Source organism: Bacillus aerius (assembly GCF_029894105.1).
GTDB lineage: Bacteria > Bacillota > Bacilli > Bacillales > Bacillaceae > Bacillus > Bacillus altitudinis.
In genome coordinates, this window is sequence record NZ_JARYHO010000001.1 from 1,312,351 (window position 1) to 1,326,214 (window position 13,864).

Annotated in this window: 14 protein-coding genes and 1 riboswitch; of the genes, 12 read left to right on the plus strand and 2 right to left on the minus strand. The window is 40.4% G+C overall.

Translation table 11 applies throughout. The features are described from left to right. Positions 1-316: 316 nt before the first annotated feature. A complete protein-coding gene (locus tag M2353_RS06770) occupies positions 317-2,422 on the minus strand; it encodes an ATP-dependent Clp protease ATP-binding subunit (protein ID WP_045035131.1) in 2,106 nt (701 codons plus the stop codon). A gap of 245 nt (positions 2,423-2,667) precedes the next feature. On the opposite strand from M2353_RS06770, the gene M2353_RS06775 reads away from it, so the two are divergent. The 6 genes from M2353_RS06775 to M2353_RS06800 all read left to right on the plus strand — a co-directional run bounded on the left by M2353_RS06775 (position 2,668) and on the right by M2353_RS06800 (position 6,798). Then, a complete protein-coding gene (locus M2353_RS06775; RefSeq protein ID WP_098680947.1) occupies positions 2,668-3,711 on the plus strand; it encodes a YkvI family membrane protein in 1,044 nt (347 codons plus the stop codon). 71 nt (positions 3,712-3,782) lie between these two features. Beyond that, positions 3,783-3,827: riboswitch (PreQ1 riboswitch) on the plus strand. Positions 3,828-3,986: 159 nt separating this feature from the next. Further along, on the plus strand, positions 3,987-4,643 hold the full coding sequence (gene queC / locus M2353_RS06780) for a 7-cyano-7-deazaguanine synthase QueC (RefSeq protein ID WP_008348090.1): 657 nt from the start codon (positions 3,987-3,989) through the stop codon (positions 4,641-4,643). Then, complete coding sequence (queD, locus tag M2353_RS06785; protein WP_039169139.1) at positions 4,644-5,084, plus strand: 6-carboxytetrahydropterin synthase QueD; 441 nt, start codon at positions 4,644-4,646, stop codon at positions 5,082-5,084. It begins immediately after the preceding gene. After that, positions 5,077-5,808 carry a 7-carboxy-7-deazaguanine synthase QueE gene (queE, locus tag M2353_RS06790; RefSeq protein ID WP_284725176.1) on the plus strand — a complete coding sequence of 244 codons (732 nt, stop codon included), beginning with the start codon at positions 5,077-5,079 and terminating at the stop codon, positions 5,806-5,808. The genes queD and queE overlap by 8 nt, the downstream gene beginning before the upstream one ends. A gap of 15 nt (positions 5,809-5,823) precedes the next feature. Next, positions 5,824-6,321 (plus strand): preQ(1) synthase, encoded by a 498-nt coding sequence (queF, locus tag M2353_RS06795; RefSeq protein ID WP_003211403.1) that lies wholly within the window; start codon positions 5,824-5,826, stop codon positions 6,319-6,321. Positions 6,322-6,579: 258 nt separating this feature from the next. After that, positions 6,580-6,798, plus strand: coding sequence for a hypothetical protein (locus M2353_RS06800; RefSeq protein WP_017367128.1), 219 nt, complete (start codon positions 6,580-6,582; stop codon positions 6,796-6,798). Between the two features lie 124 nt (positions 6,799-6,922). On the opposite strand, the gene M2353_RS06805 is transcribed toward M2353_RS06800, so the two are convergent. After that, positions 6,923-7,111 carry a YkvS family protein gene (locus M2353_RS06805; protein WP_003211747.1) on the minus strand — a complete coding sequence of 63 codons (189 nt, stop codon included), beginning with the start codon at positions 7,109-7,111 and terminating at the stop codon, positions 6,923-6,925. 167 nt (positions 7,112-7,278) lie between these two features. On the opposite strand from M2353_RS06805, the gene M2353_RS06810 reads away from it, so the two are divergent. The 6 genes from M2353_RS06810 (at position 7,279) to M2353_RS06835 (ending at position 13,825) form a co-directional block, all read left to right on the plus strand. After that, positions 7,279-7,473, plus strand: a complete 195-nt coding sequence (locus tag M2353_RS06810; protein ID WP_008348081.1) for a hypothetical protein — start codon at positions 7,279-7,281, stop codon at positions 7,471-7,473. Between the two features lie 306 nt (positions 7,474-7,779). Further along, positions 7,780-8,439 (plus strand): cell wall hydrolase, encoded by a 660-nt coding sequence (locus M2353_RS06815; protein ID WP_284725177.1) that lies wholly within the window; start codon positions 7,780-7,782, stop codon positions 8,437-8,439. Between the two features lie 113 nt (positions 8,440-8,552). After that, positions 8,553-9,869: a polysaccharide biosynthesis protein gene (locus tag M2353_RS06820; RefSeq protein WP_041507392.1), complete on the plus strand. Its 1,317-nt coding sequence runs from the start codon at positions 8,553-8,555 to the stop codon at positions 9,867-9,869. Between the two features lie 54 nt (positions 9,870-9,923). Next, entirely contained in the window at positions 9,924-10,412 is a 489-nt protein-coding gene (gene stoA, locus M2353_RS06825) for an endospore biogenesis thiol-disulfide oxidoreductase StoA (RefSeq protein WP_008348077.1), read from the plus strand. A 294-nt stretch (positions 10,413-10,706) separates the two neighbouring features. After that, entirely contained in the window at positions 10,707-12,626 is a 1,920-nt protein-coding gene (locus M2353_RS06830; RefSeq protein WP_284725178.1) for a heavy metal translocating P-type ATPase, read from the plus strand. Between the two features lie 104 nt (positions 12,627-12,730). Further along, the gene (locus M2353_RS06835) at positions 12,731-13,825 is read left to right on the plus strand and encodes a M24 family metallopeptidase (protein ID WP_284725179.1); all 1,095 of its coding nucleotides are present in this window, start codon (positions 12,731-12,733) and stop codon (positions 13,823-13,825) included. Positions 13,826-13,864: the final 39 nt, after the last annotated feature.

The following is a 13,864-nucleotide window of genomic DNA, read 5'->3' on the forward strand; positions in this document are numbered from 1 at the left end:
TAGCTGTCCTTCCTAGACTGCAAAGGTTTTCTATCACGCTGAAAAGAAGACAAAGGGCTAAAATCAAGTTCATTTTAGCCCTTTGTCAACAATCTGGAAACTTCATCTTTTTTGAGCTGTTTCATCTAAGAGCAATTCTTTTAATTTTTCTTCATGTATGATTTTGATCAAATCGTAGTTCCAATTGATCATGTGATCCATGTGATCCACCTCTTTTTCTTTTATCGTAAAGGAAAAGAGGGGAGGGAGCGTCGGCGCTCAGATGGAATTTAGACACTGCAACATGATGGAGCTGAAGATCCTCCTTAGGATGTACTTAGCTCTTTTTCACAACAATTTCGTCATGTTCAACATCGACTGTAAATCCAGTAAGTTGTTCTTCTTCAAGCAAGATGTCCGTCATTTGATCCTCAACATGCTCTTGAATCGTTCTTCGTAACGGACGAGCCCCAAATGCTGGATGATAACCAAGTTCAGCGATTTTTTCTTTCGCTTCGTTTGTGACGTGAACAGTTAGATTTTGTTCTTTTAACTGCTCTGACAAATCTTTGAGCAGAAGATCCACAATTTTGACTAAATCGTCTTTATCTAATGAATCAAACTGAATGATGCTGTCAAAACGGTTCAAGAATTCCGGTTTGAAATAAGCGCTCAGTGAATCAATCAATGATTGTTCTTCGATGGCTTCTTCTTGTTCAGACTGGAATCCGACTTTGACTGCTTTTTTATCTGTGCTGCCAGCGTTACTTGTCATAATGATGACTGTGTCTTTAAAGCTGACGGTTCTGCCTTGGCTGTCTGTTAGACGGCCATCTTCCATGATTTGAAGGAACATATGCTGGACATCAGGGTGCGCTTTTTCGATTTCATCGAGCAAAATGATGCTGTATGGTTTTCTGCGAACCTTTTCCGTGAGCTGTCCGGCTTCATCATGTCCAACGTAACCAGGAGGAGAACCGATGATTTTGGACACGGAATGTTTCTCCATGTACTCACTCATATCTAAACGAATGATCGCTTCTTTTGAGCCAAATAATTCTTCCGCTAATGTTTTAGACAATTCGGTTTTCCCGACGCCTGTTGGTCCAACGAAAAGGAAGGAGCCAGTTGGTCTGTGTTTTGATTTTAAGCCGGCTCTGCTTCTTTTTACGGCTTTCGCCACTTTTTCAACCGCATGTTCCTGACCAATGACGCGGGCTTTTAAGCGGACATCAATTTCTTTCATTTTTGTTTGCTCGTCTGCTTGCAGTTTGCCGACAGGGATACCTGTTTTTTGTTCTACAATCGACTGAATGTCCTCAGCTGTGACGACATGTTCTTTGTCATTTGTTTTGTTTTGCAATCTCGCTTCAATCGCTTCTTCTTCGTCTCGAAGCTTCGCTGCTTTTTCATATCGTTCTTCATTTAAAGCAGCTTGTTTTTCAGCGGCAATTTGCGCAAGACGGTTTGTTAATTCATCTTCACTTGCTGCATCAATGGAGAGATTCGCTTTTGAACCTGCTTCATCCATTAAATCAATGGCTTTATCTGGCAAGTGGCGGTCTTGAATATACCGCGAAGATAATTGAACACACGCTTTAATGGCTTCGTCAGAATAGGTGACGCCATGATAGGCTTCATACTTATCTTGAATGCCTTTTAATATCTCGAATGCTTCATCCTGTGTTGGCTCATCAACGATGACGGGCTGGAACCTGCGTTCAAGGGCAGCATCTTTTTCAATTTGACGATACTCTTTTAATGTTGTCGCACCTACTAGCTGCAGTTCCCCTCGAGCTAGAGCTGGTTTCAAAATGTTTCCGGCATCCATTGACCCTTCGGCAGAGCCTGCGCCTACAAGAAGATGAATTTCATCAACGAATAAGATGATATTTTTACGGCTTTGCAATTCTTTGATTAATTGCTTCATCCGTTCCTCAAATTGACCACGTATACCTGTGTTTGCCACAAGTGAAGAGACATCTAATAAATAAACTTGTTTGTTCTTTAATTTATTTGGTACATCTCCATTTGCAATTTTTAGTGCTAGTCCTTCGGCTATGGCCGTTTTACCAACACCAGGTTCACCAATGAGAACAGGATTGTTTTTATTTCTTCTATTTAAAATCTCAATGACTCTTGTGACTTCTTCATCACGGCCAATGACAGGATCGATTAAACCAGCATGTGCGCCATCCGTTAAGTTCCGGCCAAGCTCATCGAGTAAGCCTTTTTGTTTAGGCCGCTCTTGGCTCGTCGCATGTCCTGCTTGCTCAGAGAAGAATGAGCTGCCTCCGAAAAGGTTAGGACCCATTTTCATTTTTGACTGTTCCATCAAAGAGGTATAGCAGTCTTCACATAAAACCATTTGGCTACGGGACGAATTTACTTGCATATTCAGGCGAATAGTTGCTTCATTTACTTGACAATGTTGACAACGCATGAGCCATGACCTCCTTAAAATAAAGTTTGACTTTATTTGACCAATGAATGTTAAATAAAATGGTCTGTTGTTTGACCATCTTTGACTATAGTATACTCTGACCTATTTTGACTTTCAACTGTTTTGCTCATAGCTGAATGAAAAATCCTTTTTTGCATTTAATCATGGTTTGTCCTTCTTTTCAAGGAACTTGTCTCATAGGATAAAAAAGAGACAATCGAAAGTGATGGGTGCGGAGGGGTCATATGAAACGTTCAAATGAATCCGCTTTTCAGCTTGCCTTTGTATATGTAGGAACAGTGGTTGGAGCTGGGTTTGCGACAGGAAAAGAAATCGTAGAATTTTTTGTTCGTTTTGGCTGGATTGGATTGATCGGGATTTTGATTAGCGGTGTTATTTTTACCGGCCTTGGCGCAAAAATGATGCTTATTTCCAAACGAATTGAAGCGGAGTCTTATCAAGATATGAATCGGTTTTTATTTGGAGCTGCTGCGAGTCGATATATTAACATCGTCATGTTTTTTATTTTACTAGGTGTGACGTCAGTGATGATTTCTGGCGCAGGCGCTATTTTTGAAGAACAACTTGGCATCTCAAAAGAATATGGTATTTTTTTAACGATTATTTTAAGTGTCATTGTCCTTTTTAAAGGTTCAAAAGGGTTATTTGGTGTCAATGTACTTGTCGTTCCAATGCTGATTTTCTTTTCGCTGATTGTGTTTCTAGACTCATTTGTGTTTAGTAGCGGTGAAAGCCACGTTCTGGGGCTGCAAATGGGAGAGGGCGAATGGATGTTGTCTGCGATTTCATATGGTGCATTTAATTTAGCGCTGTCTCAAGCCGTATTAGTGCCGGTTGCAAACGAAATGACATCCGAAGCCGTGATAAAAAAAGGAGCGGTGCTTGGGGGTCTGATGTTGACACTCATTCTGCTCGCCTGTTTTTTATCCCTTTCTTCATTAGAAATGCTGGAAGCGTATGATATTCCGATGGCCCAAGTGGTGTATCAAGTCGCAAACTCCATTCATCTCATCTATTTATTCGTGATCTTTGGTGAAGTCTTTACATCCGTTATAGGGAATTTATACGGTCTCGAAAGACAGGTGAGGGCGTATATTCGATTGAACAGTATGTATACGATATCCTTTATTCTGCTTTGCTGTTATGTCATCAGTAAAATTGGATACGGTACACTCATTTCAACGGTTTACCCTGTTTTTGGTTATGTCAGTATCTTTTTTATCCTCTTTCTTTGTCTGAAAAAAGTGCCTGCATCACGTGATAAGTAAAGAAGGGATAGCTTGTACACCAATTATGTGGTACACTATCCTCTGTGAAAATTGAACAAAAATCCGTGAAAACGGGAGAGGTTCTAGCAAAACCCTCTATAAAAAACTAAGGACTTGCCGTATCCTTGGATGTGGCATTTTTTATTTTTTATGGCTGGGACACCTCATACACATGTAAAGGTGTCTTTTCTTTTGAGAAAAATAGGGGTTTTCATGAACCTTTCAGATGCAGCTTTGTGCGGAGGTACGGGTCTGCAAAAGGAGGAAAAGGAAAAATGAAAAATGAAAAAGCGGTCGTTGTCTTTAGCGGGGGACAGGACAGTACGACATGTTTACTATGGGCACTTCAACAATTTAAAGAGGTTGAAACGGTAACCTTTCATTATAATCAGCGTCATCAAGAAGAAATTGATGTCGCCAAAAGAATTGCTGACAAGCTAGGTGTGAAAAATCATCTATTAGATATGTCTCTTTTAAATCAGCTTGCACCCAATGCCTTAACAAGAGATGACATTGATATTGAAGAAAAAGAAGGAGAACTGCCTTCCACATTTGTTCCGGGGAGAAACTTAGTTTTCTTATCCTTTGCATCCATTCTTGCGTATCAAATTGGAGCACGTCATATTATTACGGGTGTGTGCGAGACAGACTTTAGCGGCTACCCAGATTGTCGAGATGAGTTTGTGAAATCTTGTAACGTCACCGTGAATTTGGCAATGGAAAAACCATTTGTCATCCATACGCCGCTCATGTGGCTGAATAAAGCTGAAACGTGGAAGCTGGCTGATGAACTGAATGCGCTAGATTTTGTGAAAAATGAAACACTCACTTGCTATAATGGCATCATTTCTGATGGCTGCGGGGAATGTCCTGCATGTAAGCTTCGGAAAAATGGCTATGACACTTATATGGACATGAAGGAGGCGAACTAAATGCTTTCTCAAATCTATCCACAGACGAATCATCCATTTTCGTTTGAATTAAATAAAGATATGCATGTATCGGCAGCCCATTTTATCCCGAGAGAAGATGCTGGCGCTTGTAGCCGCGTACATGGTCATACGTATACGATTAACATTACGATTGCAGGAGATCATCTAGATGATTCAGGTTTCCTTGTGAATTTTAGCACGCTAAAAAAACTCATTCATGGACAGTACGACCATACACTGCTCAATGACCATGAAGAATTCTCATCAAATGATCCATACGCGATGCCAACCACTGAGGTTGTCGCAAAGACTGTGTATGATAAAGTCGCAGCATATTTATCGACTTTAGCGAACAAACCAGTATGTGTTCAAGTTTTTGTCAGAGAGACACCAACAAGCTACTGCATTTACCGTCCGAAACGAGTTGAGCTCAATGACTAAAGCGATTCCTGTCTTAGAAATCTTTGGTCCAACCATTCAAGGAGAAGGAATGGTCATTGGCCAAAAAACCATGTTTGTCAGAACGGCTGGCTGTGACTACTCTTGCAGCTGGTGTGATTCATCTTTTACATGGGATGGATCAGCTAAGCATGATATTCAGTGGCTTCAGGCAGAGGACATTGTAAAAGAGCTGAAGAGAATAGGTGGAAAGGCTTTTTCTCATGTCACCATTTCAGGTGGGAATCCTGCGCTTTTAAAACAAATGGAATCACTTATTGATTTATTGCATGAAGAAGGAATTGATACGGCGCTTGAAACGCAGGGAACGATGTATCAAGATTGGTTTTTGAAGATAGATGATTTAACCATTTCTCCAAAACCACCAAGTTCAAATATGAAAACAGATTTTACGAAACTTACACGTATCATAGATGAATTGAAAAATGGAAACAGATTGCAACATGCAAGCCTGAAGGTCGTGATCTTTGATGATCTTGATCTAGCCTATGCAAAGGATGTTCATGCGAAATACCCAGAACTCCCCTTTTATTTGCAAGTTGGAAATGATGATACGATGACAGCTGATGATGCGTACTTATTAACGCACTTATTAAAGAAATACGAAATGCTTGTAGATCAAGTAGCGCAAGACCCTGATTTGAATCGTGTGAGAGTCTTACCACAACTGCACACGCTATTGTGGGGAAATAAACGAGGCGTATAGAAAGGAAGAGACAAAATGACGACAAGAAAACCAGAAGAATTAGAAGGTGTCACTTTACTAGGAAACCAGGGGACCAATTACTTGTTTGACTATGCACCACAAGTGCTTGAAACGTTCCCGAATAAACATACGAATAGAGATTATTTTGTGAAATTCAACTGCCCAGAATTCACATCACTTTGCCCGCAAACAGGGCAGCCAGATTTTGCGACCGTGTATATCAGCTACATCCCAAATGAAATCATGGTCGAAAGTAAATCATTAAAATTATATTTGTTCAGCTTCCGTAACCACGGTGACTTCCATGAGGATTGTATGAATATTATCATGAACGACCTCATTGAATTAATGGACCCAAGATATATCGAAGTATGGGGCAAATTTACACCAAGAGGCGGTATTTCCATTGATCCGTATACGAACTACGGAAAACCTGGGACAAAGTATGAAGAGATGGCATCGTATCGTATGATGAATCACGATATGTATCCAGAAACGATTGATAATCGCTAATAAAGAAGAAAAGACATGTGGATGACATGTCTTTTTTTATGGAATAGATTATGATGGCATATAAAAAAAGAGAAGAGTCATGTCACTCTTCTCATACCAATAGGAATAGAACTTGCTAGGACGGCTGGGGGCTACCAGCTCGTATGTATAGTATACACGACAGAACGTATGTTTGTAAAGGTGTATCATGCTTTTATTCTTGATATATTTACTTTAAGATAAAATTGAAACGAGCGAATGAAAATGGAGGCGTTTGTGTTGGCAAACAAAGAAGACAAAACAGAGAAGCTGCTAATGGAATTAAGGGAAGAGCTTCAGATGCTTGAACATCAAAACAAAGAGCGATATAAATGGAGTGCCTCCACATTACTTGGAGTGATCGCCCTTTTAATTGATAAAGGCGTGATAACACCTGAAGAAGTTGATATGTACAAAACAAAAGCGGAAATGCAAACCTTTCACGCGCAAAAAGACTGACGCCACTTTATATGGTTGTCAGCCTTTTTCATATGTGATTGTCAAAAGAGAACAGAGCTGTGACACGAGTCAGCTTTGCTGTGTATATCTTTATGTAACGGTAGTCTGAATTGAGGATTGCAAATTAATGTACGGAGTCTTTGATGATTTTATAGTTTTTATGATTAACGACTGTTAGTGAATCCAGTTCTAAATCTCTATAGTTGTCCATAATGGTGACATCCACAATAACAGAGTTTTCATTCACTTTTTCAACTACACCTGTTAAACCATTTCTAAATTCGATCACATTCCCAATTTTTGCAATCTTCAACCGATCCCTCTCCTTTAAAAACAGATTTCAATCCCTATTAAAAAGTATTTTGCAATATTTTCATACCAATGTAAAGGATAAAGACGTTTTTCTTTCGTTTTCGTTGTACGCTTTGAAAACGAATGGTATATTTAATATTTGATCAAGGCTGAAAAGGAGCGGTTTTTTTGACTGAAGAACACATCAACACAATACTAGAATCATTACGGAATGGTACTGAAAAACAAGTGACCATTCAAAAGGATGATTTTTTAACATTTCGTTCTGTATTGGTCAATCAAGATGATTTTAAACATTTTCGCGGAATCGCCAAGCATGGTGGAGATGTTATTTTTGAATATCTTAAAGAAGCAAGAAGCTAAAGCTTTTTCTCATTCATGAGAAAAAGCTTTTTATTTTGGTTCTTTTGTCACACTTCAAACCAGCTTGATACATATGAAAAGAAAATGTAATAACCCATAATCAGGAGCATAAGGATGATTATAGGCTAAAAAGAGACTATATTAAACGCTTACATTACCAGTTCATGCGTATTTCAACTAGGACATGCCATTTAATGACGGAATTTGGACAGGCATGAAAATCTTTGTGCGTGAAAATAGAAGAAGCTCTTGTTAGAGTGGACAAGTATCTTACGGCCTACATTAATTAAGGGAGGAATGAGGCGAATGATCAAAATTCATACAGCTCTTTTTGCCATCCTTATGCTCATCTCAGCGATCAAGATGGACAATATACAAGAGCAAGAGGGCACATTAAGTCAGAAACTTGAACAAGCACCTGAAAAGCATCAGCTTTCATATATAGATCAAGATAGTAAGCATACCGTGATTCCTGCGTTTTCAGAGGAGAAACATCAGCCGAAAGTGAAAATGCTAAGCACATCAACAGAGGAAAAGGCATCAAAACCGAGGTCGAAGCCGAAGAAAAAGGAAACGGCAAAGCCAGCAAGCTCAAGAAATCAATCACACTATTCTAATGAAGAAATGGACTTGCTTTCTCGGTTGGTACATGCCGAAGCAAAAGGTGAATCTTACGCCGGGAAAAAAGCTGTAGCAAGCGTCGTCTTAAACCGCGTGGAACACCGCTCTTTTCCTGACAGTGTCAGAGGCGTGATTTATCAGCGAAATGCCTTCCAGCCCGTATCAAATGGAAGTATCAATGATAAGGCAGACCAGGATTCCGTAAAAGCTGTGAAGCAGGTTGTCAAAGAAGCTGACAGAACAACAAAGGCGATTTATTTTTATAATCCAAAAACGGCGACAGATAACTGGATTCGTTCTCGTAAAATTGTAGAACGCATTGGCCGTCACGTGTTTGCAGTGTAAAGAAAAGCAGCGATCAATCAGTCGCTGTTTTTTTGTCTTCAATTATTAAAATATTTTCAGGACTTGTCTCATAGAATGTGAAAAGAATTTGCTTTTAGACAAGGGGAGGCTACATGAATCGATTTGTAAAAGGGGTCATTCTGCTATCTGTCGCAGCTTTCATTGCTGAGTGTATCGAGTTTTTAGTCAATATGATTTTAGCGAGAGAGCTTGGAGAACATGGAATGGGTTTATATATGAGCATCCTTCCCATCATCATGCTTGTGCTTGTGATCGCCAGCTTGGAGCTGCCAGTCTCCATTTCTAAATTCATTGCAGAATCGCATGAGCGGCTTCATAAAAGTATGCTTCGCCATGCATTTAAAATGACGCTTGTGGTGACATGCACAACAACGACAATAGCAGCCATTGTACTGCCTTTCATTCCTGTATTTCAATCGTATCATCCGCTGATGAAGGGCTTGGTTCTGTCACTCATTCCAATCATCGCATTTACGTCCATTGCACGCGGTTATTTTATGGGCAAGCAGCAAATGGGCAGAATTGCTCTAGCCAATATGCTGAAAAAAACGATCCAGCTTATCTGTTTGTTTTTGTTTTTTCATTGGTATTCGTTTGATATTGAAACAGCGGTGCTTATCGCGATTGGTGTGATTGTTGCAAGTGATCTCGTCGTCTTTATCTATTTATATTCCCAATACGTCATGGCGAAAAATGCTGTGAATGTCAGATCGGTTGAGTTAAGAGGAATTGACGTCAGAAAACGTTTGTTAGCAGTCTCCATTCCGACAACAGGTATGCGTATCTTTCATGCCATTGCCAATGCGGTTGAACCGTTTTTAATCAAAGGAGCCCTCGTTGCAGCGGGCATTTCTGGTACGCTTGCGGTTGATCATTACGGAATGCTTGCTGGCGTAGCGATGTCGATTGGTTTTTTTCCGGCGTTTATCGCTCATTCCATTATGATTGTGATGATTCCGAATGTATCAGAAGCCTATGCTTTGGGGCAGTATGATCTCGTGAAAAAACGTGTCAGACAAGCGATTCTCATTACGTTTGGCTATGGGGTGCCAGCCGTGATGATCATGTATTATTTCGCTTATCCGCTCACGCAGCTCTTTTTTGACTCACCTCAAGCAGCCGTCTACTTGCAGCTGCTATGGCCATACTTCTTATGCCACTTGTTCGTCATGCCGTTTCAAGCGTGTTTAATCGGTATGGGTCTCATTAAAGATGTGTTCCTACATAATATATGGGTACACGTGGTATCGTTCTCTATGGTGTATTTCCTAGGATCCATCGAATCCTTAAATATGATGGGTGTTATCTTAGGAATGAACACGGGGATGCTGCTATTAACGGCTTTGCATTATGCGACGATTTGCAAGGAACTCGGCGTCTCCATGTTTCTTACATTGAAAAAAGCTTGAATGTCATGTGCAGCTAGCGGGCAAGCTATAGGAAAATCAGGAAGGAAGATGCTGATGAATCGTAAATATCTACCCGCCAGTCTTCTCATGATGACCCTTCTTTTATTTCTGATGAACATAGAGGCTGAAGCAAAAGAGCCTGTAATGGCGCCGAGGATAGAAGCTCCTACATTAACAGGTGAAACGCAGGTGATCCCGGTGAAAGGGAAGCGGACCATTCTGCATTTTTGGACAACGTGGTGCCCGTCCTGCAAAATGGAGCTGCCAGCCTTTGAACAGATCGTGAAAGAAAATCAAAGTGATGTAGACATACTGACTGTGAATTTACTTGGTGCTGAGCAAAGCAAGCATGCAGTTGCCCAATTTGTGAAAGACAGAAAGTTTACATTTCCAATCGTTCTCGATGAGCACGGAGAAATGATGAAGAAATACCAAATCATTACGATCCCGACGACCTTTTTCATCAATGAAAAGGGTGAAGTGGTCAAAAACCATGTAGGTCCGCTGACGAAAAAACAAATCAAAGAGTGGACAAATTCGTAGAACACAAGCTTTCTGTAAGAACCAATGGTCGATCCGTTGGTTCTTTTTTGTGTTCAATTACCTTTCAGATGAATAAAATGTGCTCAGAAAGAGGAAGAAATGTCGGACACTAATAATGATAATTATTATCAAAAAGAAATTATAATAATTATTAATTGAAAATTGATCAGAACCTGTTATAATGAGTTACAGACCTATAAAAAGCTTGAAATAGCAGAAAATATAGATGATAAACGGAACGGGCAACGATTGATAATGTGAAAATCATTATCAATTAGAGAGGAGAAAGTAATCATGAATGAGAATACAGCACTTTATCAAACGACAGATCAAAAGGGATCCAACTCGCTCTTTCAAAAATGGGCACAGCACGGGGAATTAATCGCAGCAGGCATTTCGGGGATTCTCATCTTGATTGGATGGTTTCTAAAGGATGAAACGATGTGGAGTATTCCTCTTTTCATTCTTGCTTTTGTTATTGGTGGTTTTGCAAAGGCAAAGGAAGGAATTGAAGAAACCATTTCATCCAAGACATTAAATGTAGAACTTTTAATGATATTTGCTGCGATAGGCTCAGCGATCATTGGCTACTGGGCAGAGGGCGCCATTTTAATTTTTATTTTTTCGCTTAGCGGTGCGCTAGAAACGTATACGTCAAATAAAAGTAAAAAAGACTTAACGGCCTTAATGAGTATCGCTCCAGATGAAGCCACTTTAATTGAAGAAGATGGCACCACCATCCAAATCGCTGCTTCTTCACTTACGCCAGGCGACCGTATTTTAATCAAAGCGGGCGAACGAATTGCAGCAGATGGTGTGATCATGAGCGGAAGAACAAGTGTAGACGAATCTGCCTTAACGGGTGAATCGGTGCCTCAGGAAAAAGGGCAAGGGGAAGATGTGTTTGCAGGAACAGTGAATTTAAATGGTTCATTAACAGTAGAAGTAACAAAACATAATGAAGAAACACTTTTTCATAAAATCATTAAGCTGGTGGAATCTGCACAAGAAAGTGTATCGCCAAGCCAAGCATTTATTGAAAAATTTGAAGGTGCCTATGTAAAAGGTGTGCTCATCACTGTGGCGATTTTAATGTTCCTGCCTCATTTTGTACTTGGCTGGAGCATGAGTGAAACGTTTTACCGTGCGATGGTGTTTATGGTGGTTGCCTCGCCTTGTGCACTTGTTGCCTCAATTATGCCAGCAGCTCTTTCACTCATCTCAAACGGTGCAAGAAACGGTATGCTTGTAAAAGGAAGTGTCTTTTTAGAAAAACTGGGCACAAGTACGATGATTGCATTTGATAAAACGGGTACGATTACAAGTGGAAAACCAGCTGTTGAAAAAGTGGTCTTGGCAAAAGGGCAAGATGAATCGACCTTTTATCATGCACTCTATCAAATTGAAAGTCAGTCAAACCATCCATTAGCTAAAGCCATTTCTGATATGGCAAAAGAGCATCATACAGAGCGGGCAGCCCACGTAACCATTGAAGAAACATCAGGTTTTGGTGTGGAAGCACAATTAAATGAGGACACATGGCGGATTGGGAAGAAAGATTTTGCCGGGAAAGCTTCAATGGATCGTGATATTGAAGAGAATGGTGATGTTCTTTCATCCAAAGGATATACAGTTGTCTATGTTCAAAAAAATCAAGAAGTCGTCGGCTGTCTCGGTTTGAAGGATCAAATCAGACCTGAGGCCAAAAAAATGATTCAGGAGCTGAATGATTTAGGCATCCAAACCGTCATGCTCACAGGGGATCAGCAAAAAACAGCTGAAGCGATTGCAGAGGAAGCAGGCATCCAAACCGTTGTCGCTGAATGTCTTCCAGATGAAAAGGTACACGAAGTCAATCAACTGAAAAAACAAGGTGATTCGATCATTATGGTCGGAGATGGAATCAATGATGCACCTGCACTCGCCACAGCGGATGTTGGCGTCGCAATGGGCGGAGGCACAGATGTTGCTTTAGAAACAGCAGATCTCATTTTAATGAAAAATAACTTAAACAATCTAACAAAGATGATCCGTCTTTCAAGAAAGATGAACCGAATCATTAAACAAAACATCATCTTTTCATTAACAGTTATTTGTTTGTTAATCTGTGCGAATTTCTTACAAGTTCTTGATTTACCTTTTGGTGTCATTGGGCATGAAGGCAGTACGATTTTAGTTATTTTAAACGGACTTCGTTTGCTTCGTGCTTCTTAAGCAAATCACAAAAGCGCACTGGCTTTAGGCCAGTGCGCTTTTGTGCGAAATACAGTGAAAACTGATACAATAGATCAGTAGTCAAACGTGTGAGGAGGATCACGATGAATCGAATGAAAAACTTGTCTTCTTGGCTTAAGAAAAAAGACATTCAAGGTGCATTTATACATACAAAGGAGAATGTATTCTATCTATCTGGATACTTCACAGAGCCGCATGAAAGAGTGATGGGGCTGTTTGTTTTTCAGGAAGCAGATCCATTTTTCATTTTGCCTAAGATGGAAGTTGAGCAAGCAAAAAATGCGGGATGGGCTGGAGATCTCATTGGATATGAAGACCATGAAAACCCCTTTGATTTCATACAAAAGGCACTAGAAAAACGAGGAGTAAAAGCGACTCGCCTAGCGATTGAAAAAGAATCCATTCCTTTGCAAAGAGCAGAGCAGCTTCAAGCTGTCACTGGGGCAGAAACATTCGTCCGGGCAGAAGATGTGCTCAATCAGCTAAGACTAATTAAAGACGAAGCTGAAATTGAAACATTGAAAAAAGCAGCTCAATTGGCAGACGAAGGCGTCAAAATTGGGATTCATGCCCTAAAAGAAGGGGTGACGGAAACCGAAGTTCTTGCTGTCATCGAATATGAACTGAAGAAAAAAGGCATTCAGGGCATGTCCTTTTCAACCATGGTACTATTCGGAGAAAAATCAGGAGAACCTCATGGAAATCCGGGGCAGGCAGCCTTGAAAAAAGGTGATTTTGTTTTATTTGACCTCGGCGTGATTGTGGATGGCTATTGTTCAGATATTACAAGAACCTTCATCTATCAAGAAGCGTCTGAACAACAAAAAGATATTTACAACACCGTCTTGAAAGCCGAATTGGCAGCACTTGATATGAGCCAGCCGGGTGTGAGAATTGGTGACCTTGACTTAAAAGCAAGAGGGCTGATCGCAGAAGCAGGATATGGCGAATACTTCCCGCATCGTCTAGGGCATGGACTCGGGGTTTCTGTTCATGAGTTCCCTTCTATGAGTCAAGCAAATGATGACCTTCTAAAAGAAGGGATGGTCTATACGATCGAGCCGGGTATTTATGTACCAGGAGTCGGCGGGGTTAGAATTGAAGACGATGTTCTCATTACAAAAGATGGCCCAGTCACCTTAACCAATTATCCAAAAGAGTTGACGATCATCAAGTAATGAAAAAAATCACGATGAACGTCCAAGTATTGGGAGCGT